23 protein-coding genes and 1 pseudogene are annotated in these 22,059 nt (G+C 46.1%); 14 read left to right on the top strand and 10 right to left on the bottom strand.

Annotation, left to right across the window (positions count from 1 at the left end; translation table 11 throughout):
- Position 1 precedes the first annotated feature (1 nt).
- The 14 genes from QZ157_RS05915 (at position 2) to QZ157_RS05850 (ending at position 14,459) form a co-directional block, all read left to right on the top strand.
- Positions 2-253: an acyl carrier protein gene (locus QZ157_RS05915; RefSeq protein WP_002946939.1), complete on the top strand. Its 252-nt coding sequence runs from the start codon at positions 2-4 to the stop codon at positions 251-253.
- Positions 237-773 (top strand): DNA gyrase subunit B, encoded by a 537-nt coding sequence (locus QZ157_RS05910; RefSeq protein WP_295143038.1) that lies wholly within the window; start codon positions 237-239, stop codon positions 771-773. The genes QZ157_RS05915 and QZ157_RS05910 overlap by 17 nt, the downstream gene beginning before the upstream one ends.
- Positions 763-2,442 carry an AMP-binding protein gene (locus QZ157_RS05905; RefSeq protein ID WP_295143035.1) on the top strand — a complete coding sequence of 560 codons (1,680 nt, stop codon included), beginning with the start codon at positions 763-765 and terminating at the stop codon, positions 2,440-2,442. Before QZ157_RS05910 ends, QZ157_RS05905 begins: the two co-directional genes overlap by 11 nt.
- The gene (locus QZ157_RS05900; protein ID WP_295143032.1) at positions 2,415-4,316 is read left to right on the top strand and encodes a glycosyltransferase family 2 protein; all 1,902 of its coding nucleotides are present in this window, start codon (positions 2,415-2,417) and stop codon (positions 4,314-4,316) included. The genes QZ157_RS05905 and QZ157_RS05900 overlap by 28 nt, the downstream gene beginning before the upstream one ends.
- Before the next feature lies 1 nt (position 4,317).
- The gene (locus QZ157_RS05895) at positions 4,318-4,749 is read left to right on the top strand and encodes a thioesterase family protein (protein WP_295143029.1); all 432 of its coding nucleotides are present in this window, start codon (positions 4,318-4,320) and stop codon (positions 4,747-4,749) included.
- Complete coding sequence (locus QZ157_RS05890; RefSeq protein WP_295143027.1) at positions 4,724-5,245, top strand: outer membrane lipoprotein carrier protein LolA; 522 nt, start codon at positions 4,724-4,726, stop codon at positions 5,243-5,245. The genes QZ157_RS05895 and QZ157_RS05890 overlap by 26 nt, the downstream gene beginning before the upstream one ends.
- A complete protein-coding gene (locus tag QZ157_RS05885; protein WP_295143025.1) occupies positions 5,242-7,473 on the top strand; it encodes a hypothetical protein in 2,232 nt (743 codons plus the stop codon). Before QZ157_RS05890 ends, QZ157_RS05885 begins: the two co-directional genes overlap by 4 nt.
- Positions 7,474-7,560: 87 nt before the next feature.
- A complete protein-coding gene (thiS, locus tag QZ157_RS05880; protein WP_295143023.1) occupies positions 7,561-7,755 on the top strand; it encodes a sulfur carrier protein ThiS in 195 nt (64 codons plus the stop codon).
- 1 nt (position 7,756) lies between these two features.
- Positions 7,757-8,533 carry a thiazole synthase gene (locus QZ157_RS05875; RefSeq protein WP_295143019.1) on the top strand — a complete coding sequence of 259 codons (777 nt, stop codon included), beginning with the start codon at positions 7,757-7,759 and terminating at the stop codon, positions 8,531-8,533.
- Positions 8,534-9,167: 634 nt separating this feature from the next.
- Positions 9,168-10,301 carry a 2-iminoacetate synthase ThiH gene (thiH, locus tag QZ157_RS05870; RefSeq protein WP_295143070.1) on the top strand — a complete coding sequence of 378 codons (1,134 nt, stop codon included), beginning with the start codon at positions 9,168-9,170 and terminating at the stop codon, positions 10,299-10,301.
- A 41-nt stretch (positions 10,302-10,342) separates the two neighbouring features.
- The gene (locus tag QZ157_RS05865; protein ID WP_295143016.1) at positions 10,343-11,023 is read left to right on the top strand and encodes a thiamine phosphate synthase; all 681 of its coding nucleotides are present in this window, start codon (positions 10,343-10,345) and stop codon (positions 11,021-11,023) included.
- 232 nt (positions 11,024-11,255) lie between these two features.
- Positions 11,256-12,647 carry a WG repeat-containing protein gene (locus QZ157_RS05860; protein ID WP_295143014.1) on the top strand — a complete coding sequence of 464 codons (1,392 nt, stop codon included), beginning with the start codon at positions 11,256-11,258 and terminating at the stop codon, positions 12,645-12,647.
- Positions 12,648-12,724: 77 nt separating this feature from the next.
- Positions 12,725-13,318: a hypothetical protein gene (locus QZ157_RS05855; RefSeq protein WP_295143011.1), complete on the top strand. Its 594-nt coding sequence runs from the start codon at positions 12,725-12,727 to the stop codon at positions 13,316-13,318.
- Positions 13,319-13,574: 256 nt separating this feature from the next.
- Positions 13,575-14,459, top strand: coding sequence for an EamA family transporter (locus tag QZ157_RS05850; protein ID WP_295143008.1), 885 nt, complete (start codon positions 13,575-13,577; stop codon positions 14,457-14,459).
- 824 nt (positions 14,460-15,283) lie between these two features.
- Here QZ157_RS05850 and QZ157_RS05845 read toward each other — a convergent pair.
- From QZ157_RS05845 to waaA, 10 genes and pseudogenes are all read right to left on the bottom strand, one after another.
- Positions 15,284-16,138 (bottom strand): annotated as a pseudogene (locus QZ157_RS05845) (ATP-grasp domain-containing protein); the annotation flags it as partial.
- Between the two features lie 18 nt (positions 16,139-16,156).
- Positions 16,157-16,489: a cupin domain-containing protein gene (locus QZ157_RS05840; protein ID WP_295143005.1), complete on the bottom strand. Its 333-nt coding sequence runs from the start codon at positions 16,487-16,489 to the stop codon at positions 16,157-16,159.
- A gap of 142 nt (positions 16,490-16,631) precedes the next feature.
- Positions 16,632-16,988: a 50S ribosomal protein L19 gene (rplS, locus tag QZ157_RS05835; RefSeq protein WP_295143002.1), complete on the bottom strand. Its 357-nt coding sequence runs from the start codon at positions 16,986-16,988 to the stop codon at positions 16,632-16,634.
- A complete protein-coding gene (gene trmD / locus QZ157_RS05830) occupies positions 16,985-17,689 on the bottom strand; it encodes a tRNA (guanosine(37)-N1)-methyltransferase TrmD (protein ID WP_295142999.1) in 705 nt (234 codons plus the stop codon). The genes rplS and trmD overlap by 4 nt, the downstream gene beginning before the upstream one ends.
- On the bottom strand, positions 17,689-18,216 hold the full coding sequence (gene rimM, locus QZ157_RS05825) for a ribosome maturation factor RimM (protein WP_295142996.1): 528 nt from the start codon (positions 18,214-18,216) through the stop codon (positions 17,689-17,691). The genes trmD and rimM overlap by 1 nt, the downstream gene beginning before the upstream one ends.
- Positions 18,209-18,451 carry a KH domain-containing protein gene (locus tag QZ157_RS05820; RefSeq protein ID WP_295142993.1) on the bottom strand — a complete coding sequence of 81 codons (243 nt, stop codon included), beginning with the start codon at positions 18,449-18,451 and terminating at the stop codon, positions 18,209-18,211. The genes rimM and QZ157_RS05820 overlap by 8 nt, the downstream gene beginning before the upstream one ends.
- A 6-nt stretch (positions 18,452-18,457) precedes the next feature.
- A complete protein-coding gene (gene rpsP / locus QZ157_RS05815; RefSeq protein WP_002951203.1) occupies positions 18,458-18,688 on the bottom strand; it encodes a 30S ribosomal protein S16 in 231 nt (76 codons plus the stop codon).
- A gap of 67 nt (positions 18,689-18,755) precedes the next feature.
- Positions 18,756-20,096, bottom strand: a complete 1,341-nt coding sequence (gene ffh / locus QZ157_RS05810; protein ID WP_295142990.1) for a signal recognition particle protein — start codon at positions 20,094-20,096, stop codon at positions 18,756-18,758.
- Between the two features lie 66 nt (positions 20,097-20,162).
- On the bottom strand, positions 20,163-20,921 hold the full coding sequence (locus tag QZ157_RS05805) for an RluA family pseudouridine synthase (RefSeq protein ID WP_295142986.1): 759 nt from the start codon (positions 20,919-20,921) through the stop codon (positions 20,163-20,165).
- Positions 20,918-22,057 carry a lipid IV(A) 3-deoxy-D-manno-octulosonic acid transferase gene (waaA, locus tag QZ157_RS05800; protein ID WP_295142983.1) on the bottom strand — a complete coding sequence of 380 codons (1,140 nt, stop codon included), beginning with the start codon at positions 22,055-22,057 and terminating at the stop codon, positions 20,918-20,920. Before waaA ends, QZ157_RS05805 begins: the two co-directional genes overlap by 4 nt.
- Positions 22,058-22,059 lie beyond the last annotated feature (2 nt).

The following is a 22,059-nucleotide window of genomic DNA, read 5'->3' as shown; positions in this document are numbered from 1 at the left end:
GATGAAACAGGAAGAAATTTTTGAAATTTTAAAGTCCGCGCTAGTGCAGCTTTTTGAGATCGACGAGGCCAAAATCACGCCGCAAACGCGCATTTACGAGGATCTTCAGATAGATAGCATCGACGCGATCGATCTTATAGATCACATCAAGCGCAAAACGGGTCACCGATTGATGCCTGAAGATTTTAAAAACGTGAAAACGCTCGAAGACATCGTAAACGCGGTGGCTAAAAAATTTGACGAGCAAGCTTAAAATCGCCCTAAGCATAGTTAGCGTCATCTACCCGTTTGCACTATTTTTTGCGGGCGATTTTGCCTTTTGGGTCGTTTGGGTGCTGGCTGTGCTATGGATAGCGCGCGCGGCGTATTCAAGCGGCTTTGAGAGAAGGCTTAGCATCGCGGCCGCTGTTTTTTTCATAGTTTGTATGATTTTTAGAGGCGGATTTTTAGCGTATCTTTACCCTGTTTTGGTGAGTTTGGCATTTTTGGCGTTTTTTGCTTTTAGTCTAAAAAACGAAGCCGTCATCACCAAAATCGCAAGGCTAAAAGAGCTTGATTTGGATGAAAAAGGCGTGATTTATACGCGAAATTTGACCAAAATTTGGTGCGCGTTTTTTGTTTTTAACGCCGCCATATCGCTTGCGCTAGCTTTGATTGAGGATAAATTTTACTGGAGCGTTTATAGCGGCGCGGTCTCTTACGTGCTGATGGGGGCGCTGTTTTTCGGGGAAATTTTATTTAGAAAGAGATTTGTAAAAAATAATGAGCTTTGAGGAAAATTTAAAAAATTTTAGATTTACGGACGACTACCGCGATGTCTTTGACGCGTGCCTTAGATTTGCCGCGTTTTTAGAAAAAGGGGGCGTAAAAGAGCTGCAAATTTATATCGATGACGCGTTTAAATTTTACGTCGCATTTTTCGGCTCACTTTTGGCGGGTGCCGCGCCTTACGTACTAGCAAAGCCGATCTATGAGCCAAATTTGACCGCCGTAAACGATGAAAATTTTTTAAATTTTCTTGCAAACGAGCCCGCGAAAGGGCTTAAATTTGACCCACAGGCTAAATTTTACCTGCAAACTTCGGGCTCTAGCGGCAAAAGCAAGATGATAGAAAAAACGCTCGCGCAGATGATAAAAGAGAGCGAGTATCTGGCCGCCGAGCTAAATTTTAGCAGCCAAAATACCTTTTTTTCGAGCGTTTCGCACAGACACATGTTTGGACTTACGTTTAAGGTCTTTTTGCCGCTAGTTCTCGGCGCTCGCGTCATCGCAGACGAGCTAAACTATCCCGAGGCGATTTTGGGTTTAAGTCTCGCAAATCACGTATTTATCGCTAGTCCGGTGCTACTTAGAACTCTAGCTCAAAGCCCCGCCGCAATCGCGCTAAAAGGCTTAAGCGGGATCGTAAGTGCGGGTTCGCCGCTAAAAAAGGAGCTAAGAAGCGAGCTGGGCCGAATTTGCGACGCGCGGATCATCGAAATCTACGGCAGCACGGAAACTGGCATAGTAGCAAAAGACTGCGGCGATGGGCTTAGGCTATTTGGCGCGGTGAATGCGGGGCTGGACGATAGAGGCGCGCTAAACGTGAGCTCGCCTTGGTGCGAGTTTTTTCAGACTAACGACGCGGCGAGCATTGACGAAGGCCGCCTCGCGCTACAAGGCAGGATAGACCGCATAGTAAAGCTAAACGACAAGCGTGTGAGTCTAGAGAGTATCGAAGCAAAGCTGCTAGAAAGCGGCCTGCTCGCGGACTGCTACTGCGCGCCGCATCCTAAATTTAAACGCATCGCCGCGCTTTTGGAGTTTAACGGCGAGGGGCTTAAAAAATTTAGAAAAATCGGCAAAAAAGGTGCAGTAGCCGAGCTAAAAGAGCTTTTAAAGCTTGAGTTTAAAAACAGCGTCCGATACTTTAAAATAGTAGAAAAAATGCCGCGAAACCAGCAGGGTAAATTTGAAAAAAGCGAATTTGAAAATACGCTATTTGCTAGTCCCAAACCCGTCTGGAGCGGCGGGCGCGTAAATGAAGCGGGCGAAATTTGCGGCGGTCAAATTTATGGAAGCGGCCAAAATTTAGAGATCGGTTTAGGCTGCGGCGCAAATTCTAGCTGCGTTAAATTTGACGAAAACGGCGAGCGGCTTGAAAACCTAGTGCAAAAATACGAATTTAGCGCCGTCATGCACGCAGGGCTCGAGATTTTCGAGAGCCATTTTCCAAATTTACCGCTACTGCCGGGGTTTATGCAGCTTGACTACGTCTTTGAGCTAGCTGGCGGCGTCGGTATCGACGTTAGCGGCGCTAGCACGGTGGAAAATCTAAAATTTATGAAGTTTGTAAGACCTGGAGACGCACTTCGCGTTTGTTTTGAAAAACGCGGCGGCAAGCTTTACTTTGAGCTGTTTTGCAACGGCGAAAAATGCTCGACGGGAAGGGCTGCGCTTTGAATAAATTTGCGTTTTTGGTGCCCTTTTACAATCACCCGCAAAATATCAAAGCCCTGATCGCCGCGCTAAAAACACACGAGCTGCCAATTATCGTCGTGGACGACGGCTCGGACGAGGTGAGCAAGCTAATCTTAACGGAGCTTGAGCGCACGGAGGGCATCTTGCTACTCACGCGCGCGCAAAACGGCGGCAAGGGCATCGCGATGAAGGACGGGTTTAAATTTGCTCTAGAGCGCGGTTTTAGCCATGTTTTGCAAATCGATGCCGATTTTCAGCATGACGCGGCGCTCATCGGTGAGTTTTTGAGGCAGAGCGAGGCGCACCCGCAAAGTATTGTCTGCGCAAATCCTATTTACGGCGAGGACGCGCCAAAATCACGCGTTTATGGCAGAAAGATCACGAATTTTTGGGTCGCGATAAATACGCTAAGCCTTGGCGTCAAAGACGCTATGTGTGGCTTTCGCGTCTATCCTTTAGAGCAGCTTAAAAAAGCGGCGGCAAAAAGCAAAACAAATAGGATGGAATTTGACATCGAGATTCTCGTAAGTGCCGTAAGACAGGGCATCGACGTGCGCTGGATCGATACGTACGTGCGCTACGAAAAGGGCGGCGTTTCGCACTTTAAGATGTTACGCGATAACGCGCTAATCAGCCTCATGCACGCAAAATGCTTTTTTTCTCTGCCTAAATTTATGCTTAGTAAAATTTGGCGAGCGTGCGGGGTAAATTTGAGCGAAAATGACCGCGACGAGCCGCGTAAATTTGACGCAGAGTCCGCCAAAATCAGCGAAAAAAACGCGGCAAGCACTCAAATTTCCGTAGAATCCACGGAAAACGGCGTTAAATTTGATGGCGCGATAAATGAAGCGAGCGAGGTACAAACACCGTTAAATTTAAGCAAAAGCGCAAATTTTAAGGACGGCGCAAATGACTCACAAGATTTAAAAAAACCACAAGAAAACGCCGAGCAAAATCTCTGGTGGAAAAAGCAGGAAAGAGGAGGGGCGTTTTTTTTAAGACTTAGCCTATTTTTGGCGCAAATTTTGCCTGAGTTTGCGCTAAAGCTTATAGTTAAAATCGTGGTTTGGTTTTATTATATATTTTCAAAAAACGAGCGCGAAAATGTTGCCGAGTTTAGACGAAATTTAAGCGAATTTGCCGGCTCGCATACGCTAAAAGGAACGAGCATTTTTAGTCATTTTGAGGCGTTTGGCGGCGCTATTTGCGATAAATTTAGAGTCTGGAAAGGCAAGATCAAGGATAACGAGCTAGAAATCATTGATCTAGAGCGCATAAAAAGCGAACTAATCGGCGCGCAAAAAGGGCAAATTTTGCTCACGGCGCACCTTGGAAACGTCGAAATTTGCAAGGCTTTGGCTGCGCGGGTCAAGGGCTTTAGGATGGTGATTTTGACCTATGACGAGAACTCGCGCAAATTTAACGAAGTGCTGCGCGAAATCAGCAAAAATGACGGCAGCGTGCGCATGATGGCGGTAAATAAGCTAGACGTTGCCGCGATGCTGGAGCTAAAAAATATCGTCGAAAGCGGCGAGCATATCGGCATAATGGGCGACAGGACGCCTCTTGGCGGAGATAAGGCCGCGCGCGTGAAATTTCTGGGCAAGGAGGCCGGCTTTAACTACGGTCCGTACCTCATCGCGGGGATTTTAGGCGTAAAGATAAGCTCGCTGTGGTGCCAAAAGATCGGCGGTAAATTTAGGATCGAGCTCGTGCCGCTAGCAAGCGCCGTAAAGCTGGGGCGAGATAAAGCCGCCGCCGCACGCGAATATCTGCAAATTTACGTCCGCGAGCTAGAAAATCGCTGCAAGCAAACGCCTGCACAGTGGTTTAATTTTTTTGATTTTTGGAGATGAGATGATATCAAAATCGGTCGCGCTAAAGGCGCAGTTTTACGACGTGGACAGTATGAATGTCGTGTGGCACGGCAACTACGTGAAGTATTTCGAGACGGCTAGATGCGCGCTGCTAGAGGAGATAGGCTACGACTACGAGGCGATGAGAGCGGACGGTTACGCATATCCGATCGTAAAAATCGAGGTCAAATACGTAAAACCCGTATTTTTCGGCGATGAGATCGAGGTAGAGGCGACGCTAAAGGAGTGCGAGTGCTTTCTAAAGATCGGCTACATCGTAAGAAGCGCCAAAAGCGGCGAGACGCTGTGTACGGGCGCGAGCTCGCAAGCAGCCGTGGATATGCGCGCGATGCAGACGTGCTTTGAGATCCCGCAAGAGCTACAAAATGCAGTAAAAAGGTATATAAATGAAAAAAATAGCGATAATTTTTAGTTTGGCCGCGAGCCTAATGGGGCTTGATTTTAACGAGATAAAATCTCAAATCAAAACGCAAAATATCAGCGGCGAGTTTGCTCAGACGAAGTTTTTGAGCGGATTTAACGTGGAGTTTAAAAGCTATGGCAAATTTGAACTCAGTCAAAGCGAACTGCTCTACGACACGCTAAGTCCGATCGCCGTGAGCATCGTCATAAACGAGCGCGGGATCTTTCAAAAAAGTGGCAACCAGCTCATAAAAATCGATCAAAATTTTGATAAAAAGCTCTTTTTATCCATCATAAAGCTCGATAAGGCCGAGCTTGAGAAAGAATTTATCTTTAAAATCTCAGGCGACAAAAACAACTGGAAGATCGAGCTAACGCCCAAAAATCTACTGCTAAAGCAAATCTTTACGCGAATCTTAGTAGGAGGCGATAAATTCGTCCGCAAGATCGTGTTAAACGAGGTTAGCGGCGATAAGACGGTAAATGATTTTTACAACGTAAAATGAAAAAATCCGCGCGTCTTTTTATCTTTTTAGCGGCGTTTTTAGCCGCGCTCGCCGTTTGTTTTACAAACGCGAAAAAGATAAACGCGGATATTTTTTCTCTAGTAAATTTTGAAAACCCTACCGAGCAAACAGCGCTAAAATCGATGCTAGATAGCGCTTCTAGCGAGTTTTTGCTAGTTTCAAATTCGCCTGAGTTTTTAGAAAAAAGCGAAATTTTAGCCGAACAAAGCGGGATTTTTGAAGAGTACCGCGCAAAGCAGGACGTAAATTTAACCTCGTATCTAACTCAGCTAAATGACTTAAAAATTGCGCTTTTAAACGAGCAAACCTATGAGCTTTTAGTAAAAGACAAAAACGAGTTTTTCAGACAAAGCGCGCAAAATTTATTTAATCAATTCGCCTTTAAGCCGCTTAACGCGAAGGATGATTTTTTCGCCCTAAGCTCGCACATGAGCCTGGATGGCTCAAAAATCAGCCTAAATTTGTCAAATTTGATGCTGGAAGCCGCGCACGAGGGCGGTAAATTTTACCTCGTAAAAGCACGTCTAAAGCCTGGCTACGAGCCGCGAAATTTGATCAAATTTTATGAAGACGTACGCGAGCTCGCGACGCAGGACGAAGTGCAGGCTTATGCTAGCTGCGGCGCGCTATACGGAGCCTACGGCAAAGCGGGCGGCGACAAGGAAAGTGCGGTCATGAGCGCGGTTTCGCTTGGTTTTTGCGCGATTTTTTTGCTGCTCGCGTTTAAAAATTTGCGCATTTTTTGCGTCGTTTTCGTCGCGATTTTCGGCTTTGCGTGCGGGCTTGCGGCTTCGCTTTTGATCTACGATAGCCTTAGCGTCATGGTCGTGGTTATCGGCACGAGTCTCGTTGGACTCATGTTTGACTTTGCGTTGCACTGGCTGGGTAAAAATCAAAATGCGCCCGTGGCGGCCGCAAGCGTGCGTCCGATGCTTAAGATTTTCTTGCTCGGACTTTGTATCACGATGAGCGGATACGGCGTTTTTGCCTTTTCATCGCTTGAGTTGCTGCGCCAAACCGCGATATTTTCGCTATTTACGCTGCTTGGGGCGTTTTTATTTACCTATTTTTGCTTGCCTTTTATATTTGAGGGCGCGACGTTTTCGCAAAGCGCCGTGTTTTCGAGATTTTTTGATAAATTTGCAGGGTTTTGCGAGCGCGCGGCGGGAGCGGTAAATTTAAAAGCTTTTCTCGCCGCATTTGCGCTTTGCGCGGGAATTTTGGCGCTAAATTTTAAAAGCCTAAGCGCGCCAGAGCAGATCAAAGACTACGCAAGCTCGCCCGCGCAGCTACTGGAGCAGTCTAAAAAGATCAGCGAAATAACGGGCGCCGCGCCGCAAAACTCCGTCATCGTGCTAAAGGGCGGCGACGATCTAGTCGGCGACGAAAAGCGGCTGATGCGCGAGCTAAAGCAGGCAAATCTCGTAAAAGACTACGCTTCTATTTCTAAATTTATCCTAAGTCTGGCCGAGCAGGAAAATGTAAAAAATATCTTTAAAGGGGTAGTGCACGACGAGGAGATCTTTAAAATTTACGCTCAGTTTGGATTGCCTAGCGAGCTAGTAAAACCCGAGCTTGAAAAGATCGCAAACGCCAAAACTATCGGCGTTAGCGAGATTTTAGAATTTGACGCGGCAAAAAATTTGACGCGATTTTTACCGAGTAAAAACAGCAGTGCGGTATATACCGAGGGGCTTGCAAGCGGCGCTAAAACGGATGAAATTTTAAAAGCAAACGGCGCTTTTAGCGTGGATTTCGTCGGTGCGCTAAATCAAAATTTGACCGAGGCAAAGGCCTGGGCTGCGGCGCTAAAAGGTGGCGCGTTTTTAGTTGCATTTGCGCTTTTGTGGGCGTTTTTTGGGGCGGCGCGCTCGCTTTTGGTTATGAGCGTCATCGCGCTTGGCGTACTGGTCGTGCTTTGCGGCTTTACGGCGCTTGGCGTTCACGTAAATATTTTTGCTATTTTCGGGCTTATCTTGGCGAGCGCGGTCGGGATCGATTATCTCATCTTTGCGCTAAACGACGACTTGTCGCGGCGGGAGCGCGTGTTTGGGATATTTGCCGCGTTTATCACGAGCTTTATATCGTTTTTTGCGCTTAGTTTTAGCCAGACGCCGGCAGTTAGCGTTTTTGGGCTAGTCGTTAGCCTTTGCGTCGCGTTTTACGGGCTTGCCGCCTGCACGCTCGCTATGAAAAATTTGGCTTAAATTTAGCAAAAAGCGGTATAATCGGCGACTCTGGGGCGCGAAATTTGACCCGCAAGGGCGCGCTAAATTTAATAAAACGGAAATAAAATGCTAAAAATAAACGGCAAAGATGGGGGCGAATTTATCGGCAAAACAGTAGCGCAGCTGCTCGCTGCAAAAGGGCTAAATCCGGGGCGTATCGCGGTCGAGCTAAACGGCGAAATCTTGCCAAAAGATAAATTTGATACGGCGCTAAAAGACGGCGACTTGGCCGAGATAGTGCATTTTGTAGGCGGAGGCTGAGATGAAATTTGATGAAAATAACGATATTTTAGAGCTTGGCGGGCATAAATTTAGCTCGCGCTTTATCCTGGGATCGGGTAAATTTTCATTGCCTCTTTTGGAGGCCGCGGTGTACGAGGCGGGCGCGCAGATCGTGACGCTAGCGCTTCGGCGCGTGAACGAGGGCGGGGTAGAAAATATCTTAGATTTTATCCCAAAGGGCGTGACGCTACTGCCAAACACCTCGGGTGCTAGGAACGCCGATGAGTGCATGCGTATCGCAAAACTAGCGCGCGAGGCCGGCTGCGGCGACCTCGTGAAGGTCGAGGTTATCAGAGATAGCAAATACCTGCTGCCCGACAACTACGAGACGATAAAAGCGACCGAAAAGCTCGCAAACATGGGCTTCGTCGTGATGCCCTATATGTATCCCGACCTAAACGTAGCGCGCGATCTGGCCTCTGCGGGTGCTGCGTGCGTGATGCCTCTGGGCGCTCCGATCGGGACGAATAAAGGCCTTTGTACGCGAGAATTTATAAAAATCTTGCTCGCCGAGATAGACCTGCCCGTGATCGTGGATGCTGGTATCGGCACTCCGGCGCAGGCGTGCGAGGCGATGCAGATGGGCTGCGCGGCAGTGATGGCAAACACCGCTATCGCGACTGCGGGCGACGTAAAGACTATGGCGCGAGCATTTGCGCTAGCGATTCAGGCGGGCAGGCTGGCGTATCTATCCGGGCTTGGCAATGTGAGCGAAAGTGCTCGTGCGTCAAGTCCGCTGACGGGATTTTTGGAGTAAAGTCGGCCGAATTTGCGCTTGGTTTATTTTGGCTAAAAACGGCTTTAAATTTGGTTTGCGATGATTTTGCGGCGTGCTAGGTTTGGTTTTTGGTTTGAAATTTATTTGCTTGGCACGATTTGCTCGGTATTTTAGTAGGTTTTGCGGTAAAACCCGCCTAAATTTAATGAACTTTCGCATTTTAAATTCGGCGAAGCGGCGGCAAAACGGGTCGTCAAATTTACCTTTTTGATTTATACCGCGAGGAAAACTACGCCGATTTAGCTTGCCTTTAAAATAACGCGGAGCGGAAGTGTTTAAAGTCGGCATCGCTTCGCTTTATCGGAACAAACGAGCGATAAATTTTCCTGACGTTGCGCGGCATTTTGGGTAGAGGTCGTAGCGAAATTTGATGAGGCATCGCGATATCGGCGCGTTAAAATTTACCGATTTGTCGTAAAATTTAGCCAAACGCCGCATAAATTTACTCAAAATAGTGAGCCAAACGCGATAAATTTATCCCTTGTAACGGCGAGCTTGCAAATTTGAGCCAAATTTATACGAGCAAGCTCGCGATCTAGGCTCAAATTTGCAGTGCAAAAATCGCTAAAATTTAGACTAAAAAACGGAGAAATATTTGAAAAATATAGACGTGATGGAGTATGCGCAGGGCGCCCAGCGCATAGACGAAACGCTGATGCGGCGGGTGCTAGCCGCGCGAGAGGACTACGACTACGAGAAATTTGACGCCCTTAGCGTAAAGCGCGCTCTTGGCGAAGAAAATCTAAGCGTAGAGGGCCTAAAAGCGCTTCTAAGCCCCGCTGCGGGCGCATTTTTAGGCGAGATGGCGGAGGCGGCGCGAGATAGGACACGCAGGCAGTTTGGCAACTCGGTGCAGTTTTTTACGCCGCTTTATATCTCAAATTTTTGCGACAGCGACTGCGTCTACTGCGGTTTTAGCTCGCGAAACAAGATCTCGCGCGTGCGGCTAAAGGCGGACGAGGCGGCGACGGAGCTGGCAAATATCGCAAAAAGCGGGCTAAAAGACGTGCTTATCCTAACCGGCGAAAGCGCGAAAAAAAGCGACCTAGGCTACATCGGCGAGGTTTGCAAGGAGGCGTCTAGGCTTTTTAGCAACGTAGGCGTCGAGATATATCCGCTAAATGCCGACGAATACGCGTTTCTGCACGGTTGCGGCGCGGACTACGTCGTGGTTTTTCAGGAGACTTACGACCCGGCAGCGTATGCGAAATTTCACCTAGGCGGCGTCAAGCGCTCGTTTGCCTACCGCTTTCACGCTCAGGAGCGCGCTCTTATGGGCGGTATGCGCAGCGTCGGATTTGCCGCGCTTTTGGGGCTTGACGACTTTAGAAAGGACGCTCTAGCCACCGCGCTGCACGCTCATCTCATACAGCAAAAGTACCCGCACGCCGAGATCGCGCTATCTTGTCCGCGCCTGCGCCCCGCGATTAACAAGGCTCACGTCGGCCCGCGAGACGTCGATGAGAGGGCACTATTTCAGGTCATCTGCGCGTACCGTCTTTTTTTGCCGTACGCAAATATCACGATCTCCACGCGCGAGTCGGCGCGCTTTCGAGACGGCGTCATCGCAGTCGCCGCAAACAAAATTTCAGCCGGCGTTAGCACTGGCGTGGGGACGCACTCGGATAAAACCAAAAAGGGCGACGAGCAGTTTGAGATCAGCGACGCGCGCTCGGTTGATGAGATACTGGGCGTCGTGCGAGGTCTAAATTTGCAGCCCGTGATGAGCGAGCATATTTACGTTTGAGGTCGGTCGGCTATCGGTCGCGCGTTTTTCGGACGTAAAATTTGGCTTTTGGAGTAGGGGCGATGGGTTTTGGTAAATTTGAGCTCGTTTGGGTGACGAACCGCCGATTGAGCGAGGATTTTTTCGCGGACGTTAGGCGCGTAGCGCAGGGCGGCAAGGCGGATAAAATTTTGCTCAGGGAGAGCGATTTATCAGGGGACGAATACGAAAATTTAGCCCGCAAAACGCTTGAGATCATCGCTGAGTGCGGCTCTAGCGCGGGCCTAGTTTTGCATACTCACGCAAGCGTCGCAAGCAAGCTCGGCATGGGCGAACTGCATCTGCCTTTTGCTAAATTTAGGGCATCAGGCGGCAAGCGGGCTGTAAATTTAGCGGATTTAAATTCGGCTAAATCAGGTAGCGTTCGTGCGGATAAAGATGAAATTAGCGGCACTTATGCGCCGAATTTGACGCAAAATCTCAAAATTGGCGTTTCGGTGCACTCTTTAGAGCAGGCTCTAGCGGCGCAGGATCTCGGTGCCGACTACGTCGTGGCGGGGCATATTTTTGATACGCCGTCTCACGCGCTAGAGCGAGGCAGGGGGCTTAAATTTTTGCAGGAGATTTGCGAGAGCTTAAAAATAAAAACCTACGCTATCGGCGGGATAAATTTTGAAAATTTAAGCAAGATCAAGGATGCGGGCGCGGCCGGCGCGTATATGATGCGGGGATTTTTAGGCTAAATTTAGAGCGCTTTGCCTACTCGCCGGTACCGAAAATCAGATCAAATCCTAGCCGTAGCGCAAAAATAAAAATTAGCCTTTGCCGCAAAAGCTCGTAGGTTTTGCTACTCTGCGCATCGCCGTTAAACCGCGCTTGCGGCGCGTTTGGGTTTAAAAATACGCTCGCGGCCCTAAAAAGACTTGAAAATTGGGTGCGCGAGGGCTTTGCGCGAACTAAATTTAAAGGAAATAAATGCGAGATAACGGCCTAGAATACGACTTTATCGGCGAGTTTTCAAATGGCGGTCTGGCCGCGATTTGCGGTAAAAGCAAAAAATGGGGGCTGATAAACTCAAGCGGCGAGGAGGTTTTGCCCTGCGTTTACGATAACGTTTGGTGCTTGCCCGAGTTTTTTACGCTCGAAAAAAACGGAAAGCTCGGCCTAGCAAACGCGCAAGGAAAAATCATCCTGCCCTGCGAATACGGCGATATCGTAGGCGATGAAGGGGCTGGCTTAGAGCCTTTATTTCGCGCGAAAAAGGGCGAAAAATGGGGCGTCGTAGATAAAGACGGGACCGTTTTGGCGCCTTTTGAATTTGATGAAATTTCCGAGGTCGGGCAGGACTTTATCATCGCCGCAAAAGGCGAAAGATGGGGCATAGCAAATAAACGCGGCGAAGCTCCAGGCGGGTTTTGCTATAGCAGCGCGAGCTTGGTTGGTCGCGGGGGTTTATTTAAAGTTTCAAAAGATGGCGAGTTTTTGCTGGTTGATATAAACGGCGAGGCGAAATTGCCCGCGGGCTACTATATAGATTATTTCTTGGATGGTTTTGCCGCCGTGCAAAAAGGCGGATCCGCTAGGCCCGTAATCGGCGGAAAATGGGGCTACGTAAATAGTCGCGGCGAGCTTGTTATTCCCTGCAAATACGACGGGGCAGAGTGGTTTTGCGAAGGGCTGGCTAAGGTTAAAAAGGACGGACGCGAGCTTTTTATAAACCGAAACGATAAGGTCGCGTTTTACTGTAAATTTGACGAAACGAGGGATTTTTGTAGAGGACTAGCCGCGGCAAGGGACGGCGAAAAATGGGGTTTTATAGATAAAAACGGAGAAGCTATGATACCTTTTAAATTTGACGAGGTCGGAGAGGTCTGGTATGGGGGCAAATTTTGCCGTGCAAGAATAGGCGAAAAGTGGGGCGTCATAGACAAAAACGGCGAAGCAATAATACCGTTTAAATTTGACGATGTCGGTATACCGGGTAAAAACGGCCTTACGGTAGTACGAGAGGGCGAAAAGTACGCAATCGCGGGCAAAGACGGCATAACCGTCCCCTTTGAATACGATTTTCTAGACGAGTGCGAGGACGGCGTATTTATAGCGCAAAAGGGCGAAAAATACGGGCTAATATCAAGCACGGGCGATATACTCGCTCCGCTAGACTTTGACGATATAGACATTTTTGAGGATGGGCTGGCTAAGGCTGAAAAGGACGGCAAAGTCGGCTTTTTAGACGTAAGCGGACGAGTTGCGATACCGTTTAGATACTGCAGGGCAAGCGCTTTTAAAGGCGGTATCGCTTCTGCTCAAAAAGAGGACAAATGGTATATCGTGGATAAAAACGGCAAAACGGTCGCGCCAAAATAACATAGGCGCAAATTTAACCGTTTTGCGCGGCGCTTAAAAAGCGGTAATAAACTAAAACTAAACGCAAAGGAACAAAAATGGACGAAAACAAAAAGATAATCGTCGAAAAAATGATAGCCTACGAAAAAAGGCTGATTAGCCCGGATCATAATTTTAACGAAGATACGCTTTGCGCGTGGATTTTAGAGGCTTGCGAGTTTGCTTTTGATAACTTTAAGGAAAAAGATACTTTTGCTTTCGAGTATTTGTACGAGTACAGGGTTGCTACCGTAGGGCTACGGCTGATGATGGGTTTGAAGAAATTTTATCCGCAGTTAAAATCCTCTCAAAAGGTCGTCGATACGATTTTAGCCGTCATAGAAAACGAAAAATACGGCGGCGGACGGCACGACTTTGTTCTAGTGCTATGGGAAAATAGGCTAGATATCCCATTTATACAAATCGCTCAAAATCGTAGCGACTTTTGGGAAAATCCGCGGTTTGCAAGCACGATTATCTGGGGCCTGGTTAGACGCAAGATAGCGGGCTTCGCTCCGCAAATACAGGCCGCTTTGCAGCGATTTACGGATAAAAGAGGACTGCATCTAGATATCAGAAAGGATTGTCAAAAGTATTTAGCTAACGAGCCTAAATACAAGCATTTTTCGGTATTTTTACAAAAGCAAAAATAATCTAGCGCTTTAAGCTTTGATCGAGGTCGGTCGGCTTTTGTTTTAAGATAAAGCTCTCAACTAGAAAATTTGCAAAGCCGCCCGTTTGGCCTCCCGTATGCGCGCCTACTTGCGGACTTAACCGCAAGCGGCTGCGCGAGATTTTGCTAGAGCGGGTAAATTTATACGGGCGCTTTTGCGGCTTAAATTTAGGTTTTAAATTTAGGCGAATTTCGCTACTATTTGGGCTAAAATTTGATTTAAAAATGGAGAAAAAGTGAAAAAACTAATTTTCGTAACCGTGCTTTGGGCGTTTAGCTTTAGCCTCATCGGCGAGTTTTTGGCGGGGCGAGTGGATAGCTACTTTGCCGCGTTTTCGCGCGTAGTGCTTGCGCTTGGCGTATTTTTGCCCTTTATGATTAAGGATTTTGCCGCAAAGAACCTCGCCCTCTACGCTAAAGTAGCCGCGATCGGCGCAGTGCAAATCGGCGCGATGTATATCTTTTACTACAACTCGTTTACTTACCTTAGCGTTGCCGAGGTTGCTCTCTTTACGATATTTACGCCGTTTTATGTGAGCGTGGTTTACGACGTGCTCGCGGGTAGGCTTAGGCTACTGTATCTGCTTAGCGTCGGTATCGCGGTCTTTGGCGCTCTTATCATCAAATACGGTAACGTAAATGCGGGCTTTTGGCATGGATTTTTGCTCGTGCAGGGGGCGAATTTATGCTTTGGCGTCGGACAGAGCGCGTATAAATTTTTGCTAGAAAAGCGTGATTTTAACGAGCAAAGAGGGGTTTTTGGCTACTTTTTCGTAGGAGCCTCGGCGGTTACGGGCGTAGCATTTGCCATGTTTGGAAATCTGGAAAAAATAAACCTCGACCTAACCCAAAGCGCGGTTTTGCTCTGGCTTGGTATCGGAGCTAGCGGTCTTGGGTATTTTTTATGGAACAAAGGCGCGTGCGAGGTAGACAGCGGCACTCTAGCCATCATGAATAACGCTCTCATACCTGCGGCCATCATCGTAAATTTAGTCTTTTGGCACAAAGATGCGGATATACTAAGGCTCTGCCTCGGCGGTGCTGTGATTTATATCTCGCTACTCATTCACAACAAAATCATCGAGCACTACGAACGAAGCAGGGCGGCAAAACGGCTCTAAATTCGGCGCAGGATTGCTAAAACGAGTTTTTGGTTTTTGTTTATGAGTGCCGCAAGTTCGTCTTTGCTTTAGCCCAAAAGTTTTTGCCGTGTAGCAAGCTTTGGACGCATTTTATGGGTGCTGGATACGGAGATAAATTTAATCAAAAATACAAAAAATAAGTAAGCAAGAGCGGAAACAAAGGTTGCTAGCGCATTACTAAAAGGTCAGACGGACGAAAAATAAATCTTAAGCCCGCTTGCCGCCTTATCATCTGGCGGCGCTTTGCCAGTTTAAGCAAATTTGCCGCTGTCTTGGCTATCTTTTTACGCTTTTTCGTCGCTTTTTTGCGAAATTTTGCTTTTAATTTTTCGGCATTGCTTGTTGGGCGCAGCCGGTAGAACGGAGGAACGAACCGGTTAAATCAAGCGTTTCGCCTAAATTTAGACCAAATGTAACTTAACCGCATTTTTAGCTACTTTTCCTTGCTTATAGCCGTGTTTTGGGACTGCAAACGCAAGTGGAGCGACATTCTTTAAGATAAAACAATAAAAAATAATGCCATTAAATTTAGTTTATTAGCACAACTCCGCCTACTTGCTGGAGCAAATGGGGGGGGTCTAACTATTGCGTTCGTATGTTCTTTGAGAGGGATATTTTTGTTTTTAGCCTTGATTAGGCGTTATATGAGGCGTCAAAGCCGTTGTTGATTTTATGCGCTAACTCCGATTGCGTGGCTGTCTGGCGCCCGCTGTAGTTAAGTTATAAAATTTACCTCGCATCTCATGCTGCGTCGGTATGCCGACGAGGGCCGATAGCATGCTAACTAACGCGCTATTTTACGCCATGACCTCGCCCGTACTTTTCATCTCAGGCCCCAGGATTAGATCCGCGCCAGAGAGTTTGTTAAACGGAAAGACCGCTTCTTTGACGCAGACGTGATTTTTCACGCGAGGCTTTAGTATGCCGCGCTCCTCGTAAACCGCGCCGTAGTTATCATAAAATTTAAGCGCCTCACGCAAATCTCCTTGCCACATAACGCGCGTAGCGACCTTTGCCATCGGCACGCCCGTCGCCTTGCTAACAAACGGCACGGTGCGGCTAGCGCGCGGGTTTACCTCGATCATGAAAAGTTCGTCCTCGTAGATGGCAAACTGGATATTCATAAGCCCAACTACGCCTAAATTTAGCGCGATGTCGCGGGTTTGATTTTCTACCTTTTCGATCATCTGCGCGGTTAAATTTAGCGGAGGCAGTATGCATGCGCTGTCGCCGCTGTGGATGCCCGCCTCCTCGATGTGCTGCATCACGGCACCGATATAGACGTCCTTGCCGTCGCTGATCGCATCTACATCGAGCTCTACGGCATCTTGTAAAAATTTATCGATTAGTACGGGCGAGTGATTGCTGACCTTGACCGCTTCGCTCATGTATAGGCGTAGCTCCTCATCGCTATGCACCCGCCTCATCGCACGGCCGCCTAGTACGTAGCTAGGGCGCACGAGCACAGGATAGCCGATGGTAGCGGCCTTTTCTAACGCCTCTTTTTCGCTTGTTGCAGTGTCGTTTCGCGGCTGTTTGACGCCTATTTTAGAGATAAATTCGCTAAATTTCTTCCTATCCTCGGCGACGTCGATAGTGCGCGCGCTGGTGCCAATGATTTTCGCGCCCGCTATGCTTAGGCGTTTGGCGAATTTTAATGCCTAAAAGTTTATACCTCAAGATTTTAAAACCTTGAATACTCGACTTACATCGTCATTTTTGCTTAAGCTAAGTCTTACGATACTATTTTCTAGTGCAATGAGTGCATGAGGAATGTTTGGATCAAGCGTAACCATATCAAGCGTATTCAGCGTCGTAGAATCTTCGCCGACGCTAAAATCTATTTTTCCGCTTAAAACTTGAACCATTATCGCTCCAGGCGCCTTATGCTCTTTCATTTCAGCGCCTTTTTCTAAATTTATACGTATCTCTTTGCTATGCGGACCATCAAAAAGCTTGGCGATGGTAACACCGTCAAATATACTATTTTGCCATACTATCTTTTCCATTTACAACCTTTATTATAAAATAATAACACCATTGTAACTCTAAATTTAGATAAAAGGATTGATTTTAATTAAGCGATTTTTGAAATTTAAGAAAATAGGTAGGGAGCAAAAGCCTAAAAATAGACTTTTGCAGGAAGTAAAATTATTTTTTAAGCTCTTTAATGCGAGCAGCTTTACCACGTCTATCGCGTAGATAAAATAACTTAGCGCGGCGCACGCGACCTTGTCTTAGAACGGTTATACTCTCTAGGCTCTCGCTATAGATAGGGAAAATTCTCTCTACGCCTACGCTGTTTGCGCCGATCTTTCTAACAATAAAAGTTTCGCCTGTTCCGCTACCGCGTCTTGCTATGCAGATACCTTCGAAATTTTGAATTCTAGTTTTATCGCCTTCTTTAATGCGGATAGCTATACGCAAAGTATCTCCAGCGCGAAAATCAGGCACAGACTTTTGAGCTATTTGAGTTTGTTCAAATGCCTCTATATACTTGTTTCTCATATTTTTTCCTTGGTCGGCGGCTCAAATTTTCGGTATAAATCCGGACGAAAAAACCTAGTTTTTAAGAACGCCATATTATTTTTCAAAGCTCTGATTTTAGCATGGTCTCCCTTTAAAAACGCTGAAACCACTCCAGAACCTTTGTAATCACTGGGTTTTGTAAAAGAGGGGGCTTCGAGCAAATCGCCTTCAAAACTCTCAACTTCAAGGCTTTGATTATTTCCTAAAACGCCGTCGATATTACGAGAAATCGCATCGACAATGCAAAGCGCGCCCAGCTCCCCTCCGGTCATCACAAAATCGCCTATGCAAAAAATCTCGTCCGCGTATTTTTCTATTATGCGCTCGTCTATACCTTCATATCTACCGCAAACTAGACAGATGTGTTCTTTTTTTGCTAGACGCCTAGCATCGTTTTGAGTAAATTTTTTTCCGGCAGGCGCGAGAAAAATAGTATGGATTCTTGGCTCATTTTTCAATAAAAAATTTAAAGTATCATTAAGAGGCTGACATGCCATGAGTAAACCCGCACCGCCGCCAACCATATAATCATCTACCTTTTTATGCTTATCGGTACTAAAATTTCGAGGATTTAAAAAATCAATAAAGATAAGATTTTCCTTTACGGCACGGCCTAAAATACTATCTTGAAAATAGGGTAGCACAAGGCTTTCAAAAAGCGTAACAAAGGTAAATTTCATCAGGAATTTTCTAAAATCAAGATAGCATTCTTGGTATAGATTTTTTTATTTTCTACATCGACTTTTTCTATATAAATGTCGATGTATGGAATATAAAAACTTTTTTCCAACCCTTTGGTGATTAAATTTTCATCGGTTTTTACGAGGAATAGATGATTTGCCCCGACTGCATCTATATCCTCTACCTCACCCAGCCTTTGGTTATTCTCGTAAATTTCGCAACCGATGACATCAAAATAGAAAAATTCGCCCTTTTTTAGTTTGCAGTTTTTTCTAGTTTCTTCTTTTGTGGTGTAGATTGTTTTATTTGTAAGAGTTTTTGCACTATCTATATCTTCAAAGCCGCAAAAAGAGATAGTATCGTTTGTGTGATTGTAGCTTTTTACGACAAGTTCTTTACCGTCTTTATCGCAAAATATAGCATTTTTTTTAAACTGGCTAGGAAAGTCACCTTTATTGTGAAGCTTGACAAATCCCTTTAGTCCTACAGTTTTGCCAAGCAGCGCGACTTCTATAAACTCATTCAAGAGGCTTTACCGTAACGCGGTATGACGTCGCATCTTTGGCTTTATAGCCTACGATTACGGTCTTTATCGCGTTTATCATTCTGCCGTCTTTGCCGATAAGTTTACCAGTATCGACTTTATCGGCGTAAATTATCAGCTCGGCAAAATTTTCGTCAAGCTCGACTCGCTCGAGTTTCACTTTTTCAGGAAAATCGGCGATGAGCTTAGCATATTCAAGTAAAAAATTTTCTACCATTTTTAATTATTTGCTGGTTATTTTTGCAACCCTATCGCTAAGTTTCGCACCAACGCCCTTCCAATAAGCCAAGCGCTCAGCGTCAAATTTTACCACCTCAGGCTCAACCATCGGGTTGTAGTAACCGATCGACTCTATCCAGCCGCCGTCTCTTCTTTTTCTGCTATCCGTTACGACTATACGATAAAAAGGTTTTTTCTTGCGTCCCATTCTCGTTAGTCTTACTACTGTTGCCATTATATTTCTCCTTCTGTTTTTTAAATAGGCTTAAATTTAGCCACGCTCGTAGCCAAATTTAAGCCATTTAATTAGGGCGAGAGTTTTTGGCTTGGTTTAGTAAATTTCCAAGCCCCTTTAGGCCTTCTTTACCAGAAAACCTCTTTGCTATTTTTGATGCATTTTCAAATTGCTTCAAAAAGCGATTTACTTCTACTTGAGATAGTCCAGATCCCGCAGCCAAACGCCTTTTCCGGCTATTGTTTAGCAAATCAGGATTCTCGCGTTCTTTTTGTGTCATCGAATTTATCATAGCTTTGATATGTAAAATTTCCTTCGAGTTATCAAGGTCGATATCTTTTATCTGATTTGCCACGCTTGATAGCCCTGGTATCATACCGATTAAGCTTTTCATATTTCCGAGCTTTTTGACGCTTTCCATTTGTGATAAAAAGTCGTTAAAGTTAAACTGCCCTTTTTTAATCTTTTTATTTATTCTTTTTGCTTCTTGCTCGTCTATCACAGCGCTAGTTTTTTCAACCAACGTCGCTAAGTCACCCTCGCCCATTATGCGGCTCACGATACGCTCAGGGATAAAGCTCTCCATATCGCCGACTTTTTCGCCGATACCTACGAATCTAAGCGGTATATTTAGCTGCTTGGCTATGCCGATAGCTACGCCGCCTTTGCTGTCAGAGTCAAATTTGCTTAGCACTACGCCGCTTATTTTTAGCGCATCGTTAAACGTGCTTGCTGTTTTTACGCCGTCTTGTCCGCTCATAGCGTCAGCTACGTAAAAAATTTCATGCGGCTCGAGCGCTGATTTGATATCTTTTATCTGCTTCATCAAAGCTTCGTCTATAGCTAGACGTCCCGCCGTATCGACCAAAAGTACGTCGTAAAGCCCGCTTTTTGCTTTAGCTAGCGCTTGTTTAGCTACGTTTAGCGGATCGGTTTCGTTGTCTATACTAAAAAGCTCTATCTCGTTTGCTTCGCAAAGTTGACGAAGCTGCTCGACGGCCGCCAAGCGTTGCAAATCGCACGCCGCGACCAAAACTTTTTTCTTTCTAAGCTTTAGATAATTAGCTAACTTTATCGTCGTAGTGGTTTTTCCGCTACCTTGCAAGCCAGCCATTAGCACGATCGTAGGAGCTACGGGCGCAAAGACAAAGCCCTGGTTGCCCGGCGCGGTTAAAACTTTCGTCAAATTTGACTTTATAGCGTCTAAAAACTGCTTTTGGCCTATCCCGCTTTGCTTTAGATCGGCCTCTATGAGAGCTAGCAATTCTTTAGTAACTTTGTGATGAACGTCGGCTTTTAGTAGTGCTTTTTTAAGCACATCAAGCGCGTTATTTAGCGCTTTTTCATCGTCTACGAAACGAATTTTACTAACGGCTAAGCGAAACGACTCGCTGATTTGTTCAAACACATTCTACCTTTTATTTACATTTATAGCTAAAGCGCGTATTTTATTAAATTTAAGCTTTATCGCTCTTTAAATCTCAAAATTTCTTGAAATTTCAAAACCGAGCCTATTAAAATCACTGCTCAAATTTGACCTAAATTTATATCCTAAAAGCTCGATTTTGTAAGCATGCAGATACATTCTCGCGGATTTATTTTTAGCGTATTTTTCGTCCCCTACGATCCCGTATCCCACGTGATTTAGATGCACTCTGATTTGGTGAGTTCTGCCGGTTTTTATCTCGACTTTTACGAGGCTTTTTTTGCCTGCGACCATAACCGGCGTCACGTGCGAAAACGCCTCTTTGCCGTTTGGCGAGATCTTAGAAAACGCTCCGCCTTTGTTTTTTAGCGTGATTATTGGTTCGTTTACGCTAAATTCCTCGCTCACGATACCCTTGACCGCCGCAACGTATTCTTTTTTTACGCGGCAGTTTTTAAACTCCTCGATCGCTTTTTTTTGAAATTCCTCATTTTTAACAAGCAAAAGCACGCCACTAGTTTCCTTATCAAGCCTATGAAGCAGAGGAAATTTATAAGTTTCGCTCACTTTTTCCGACGTTAAAAACGCCGGCTTATCAACAGCGATTAGGTTTTCATCCTCGAAAATCACGCTTGGGCGCGGCAGCTTTTGCACGTTAAATTTAGTCGCCGCGCTCATCATCGCGCGTGCTACGGCGATCCTTTGCCCCTTGGCGCTAACCAGCCCAGCGTCGATCAACTCCTTTGCCTCGTTGTTTGAGATGCCCTCCTGGATCGCCAGTAGTTTATAGGCTTTTTCTTCTTTCATAAATTTTCCTCAATATCTTTTAAAATCTCGCTTGCATCGCCTTTGGCGACTATTTTTGCCTTTGGCAAATCTTGCTTTAAAAGCGAACTTATCTCGTCCGCTTTTGCAAATTTTATACCGTCCACCGCGCCATACAGGGCCTTTTGGTTAAATATAAATTCCCCGCTTATCACCGCGTTTTCAAACTGCGCCGCCTCGATCGGATTGTGTCCGCCGACGTTTGGCACGAAGCTACCGCCAAGCACGACGACGTCGCTAAATTTATAAATATTTACCAGCTCGCCCATCGCATCGACCAGCACGCACTGCGCGTTGAAATTTTTCGTTTCGCTAAATTTAGCAAAACTAAGTCCGTTTTTTACGGCAAATTTAGCCAAAATCTCGCCCGCATCGTCAAATCTCTCAGGATGACGCGGAACTAAAATCAGCTTGTCGTTTGCGCTAAAATTTAACTCGCGCAAAATCAGCTCCTCTTCGCCCGCATGAGTGCTAGCCAGCACGATAACGCGCTCTTTTGGCTTAGCATAAATTTTACTCGGGCTTGGCAAAAAGGCTGATTTTATATTGCCGCTAACGACGATATTTTTGGCGCCTAGCCGCTGTAGACGCTGTTTATCTAGATCGCTTTGAGCGTAAATTTTATCTATAAATTTAAACAAATATCTATAAAAAAAGCCAAATTTGAGATAACTTTTGTAGCTCCTATCAGAGATCCTAGCGTTTATCAAAATGACGCGCGAGCCTTTAAATTTAGCCCAAAAAACAAGCCCCAGCCAAAGCTCGGCCTCAAAAATAACCGTTATCTTAGCAGGCTTTAGCCAAAACGGTAAAAATATCTCAAACGGCAAAAAGCGCGTATTTGGCGTGATCTTTTTCGCCTCGTCAAAACCGGTTTTGGTTACGACCGAGACTGCGGCTGCGTCCTTGAATCTACTAACTAGCGGCGCGATAGAACGCACTTCGCCGAAACTGCACGCGTGAAAATGCACGCGCGAGGCGTCAAATTTGGGATTTTTAAACAAAAAAAATCTAGCGGGGATCGAGGCTCTGTACTTTTTATTAAAAGCTAAAATCGCAAGCGGTAAAGCCCCCAAGGCAAATGCCGCGAGGACTAAAACGTAATAAATTATTATCAAAT

Source organism: uncultured Campylobacter sp., from assembly GCF_905372745.1.
Lineage (GTDB): Bacteria > Campylobacterota > Campylobacteria > Campylobacterales > Campylobacteraceae > Campylobacter_A.
This window is presented reverse-complemented; position numbering and strand designations above follow the sequence as displayed.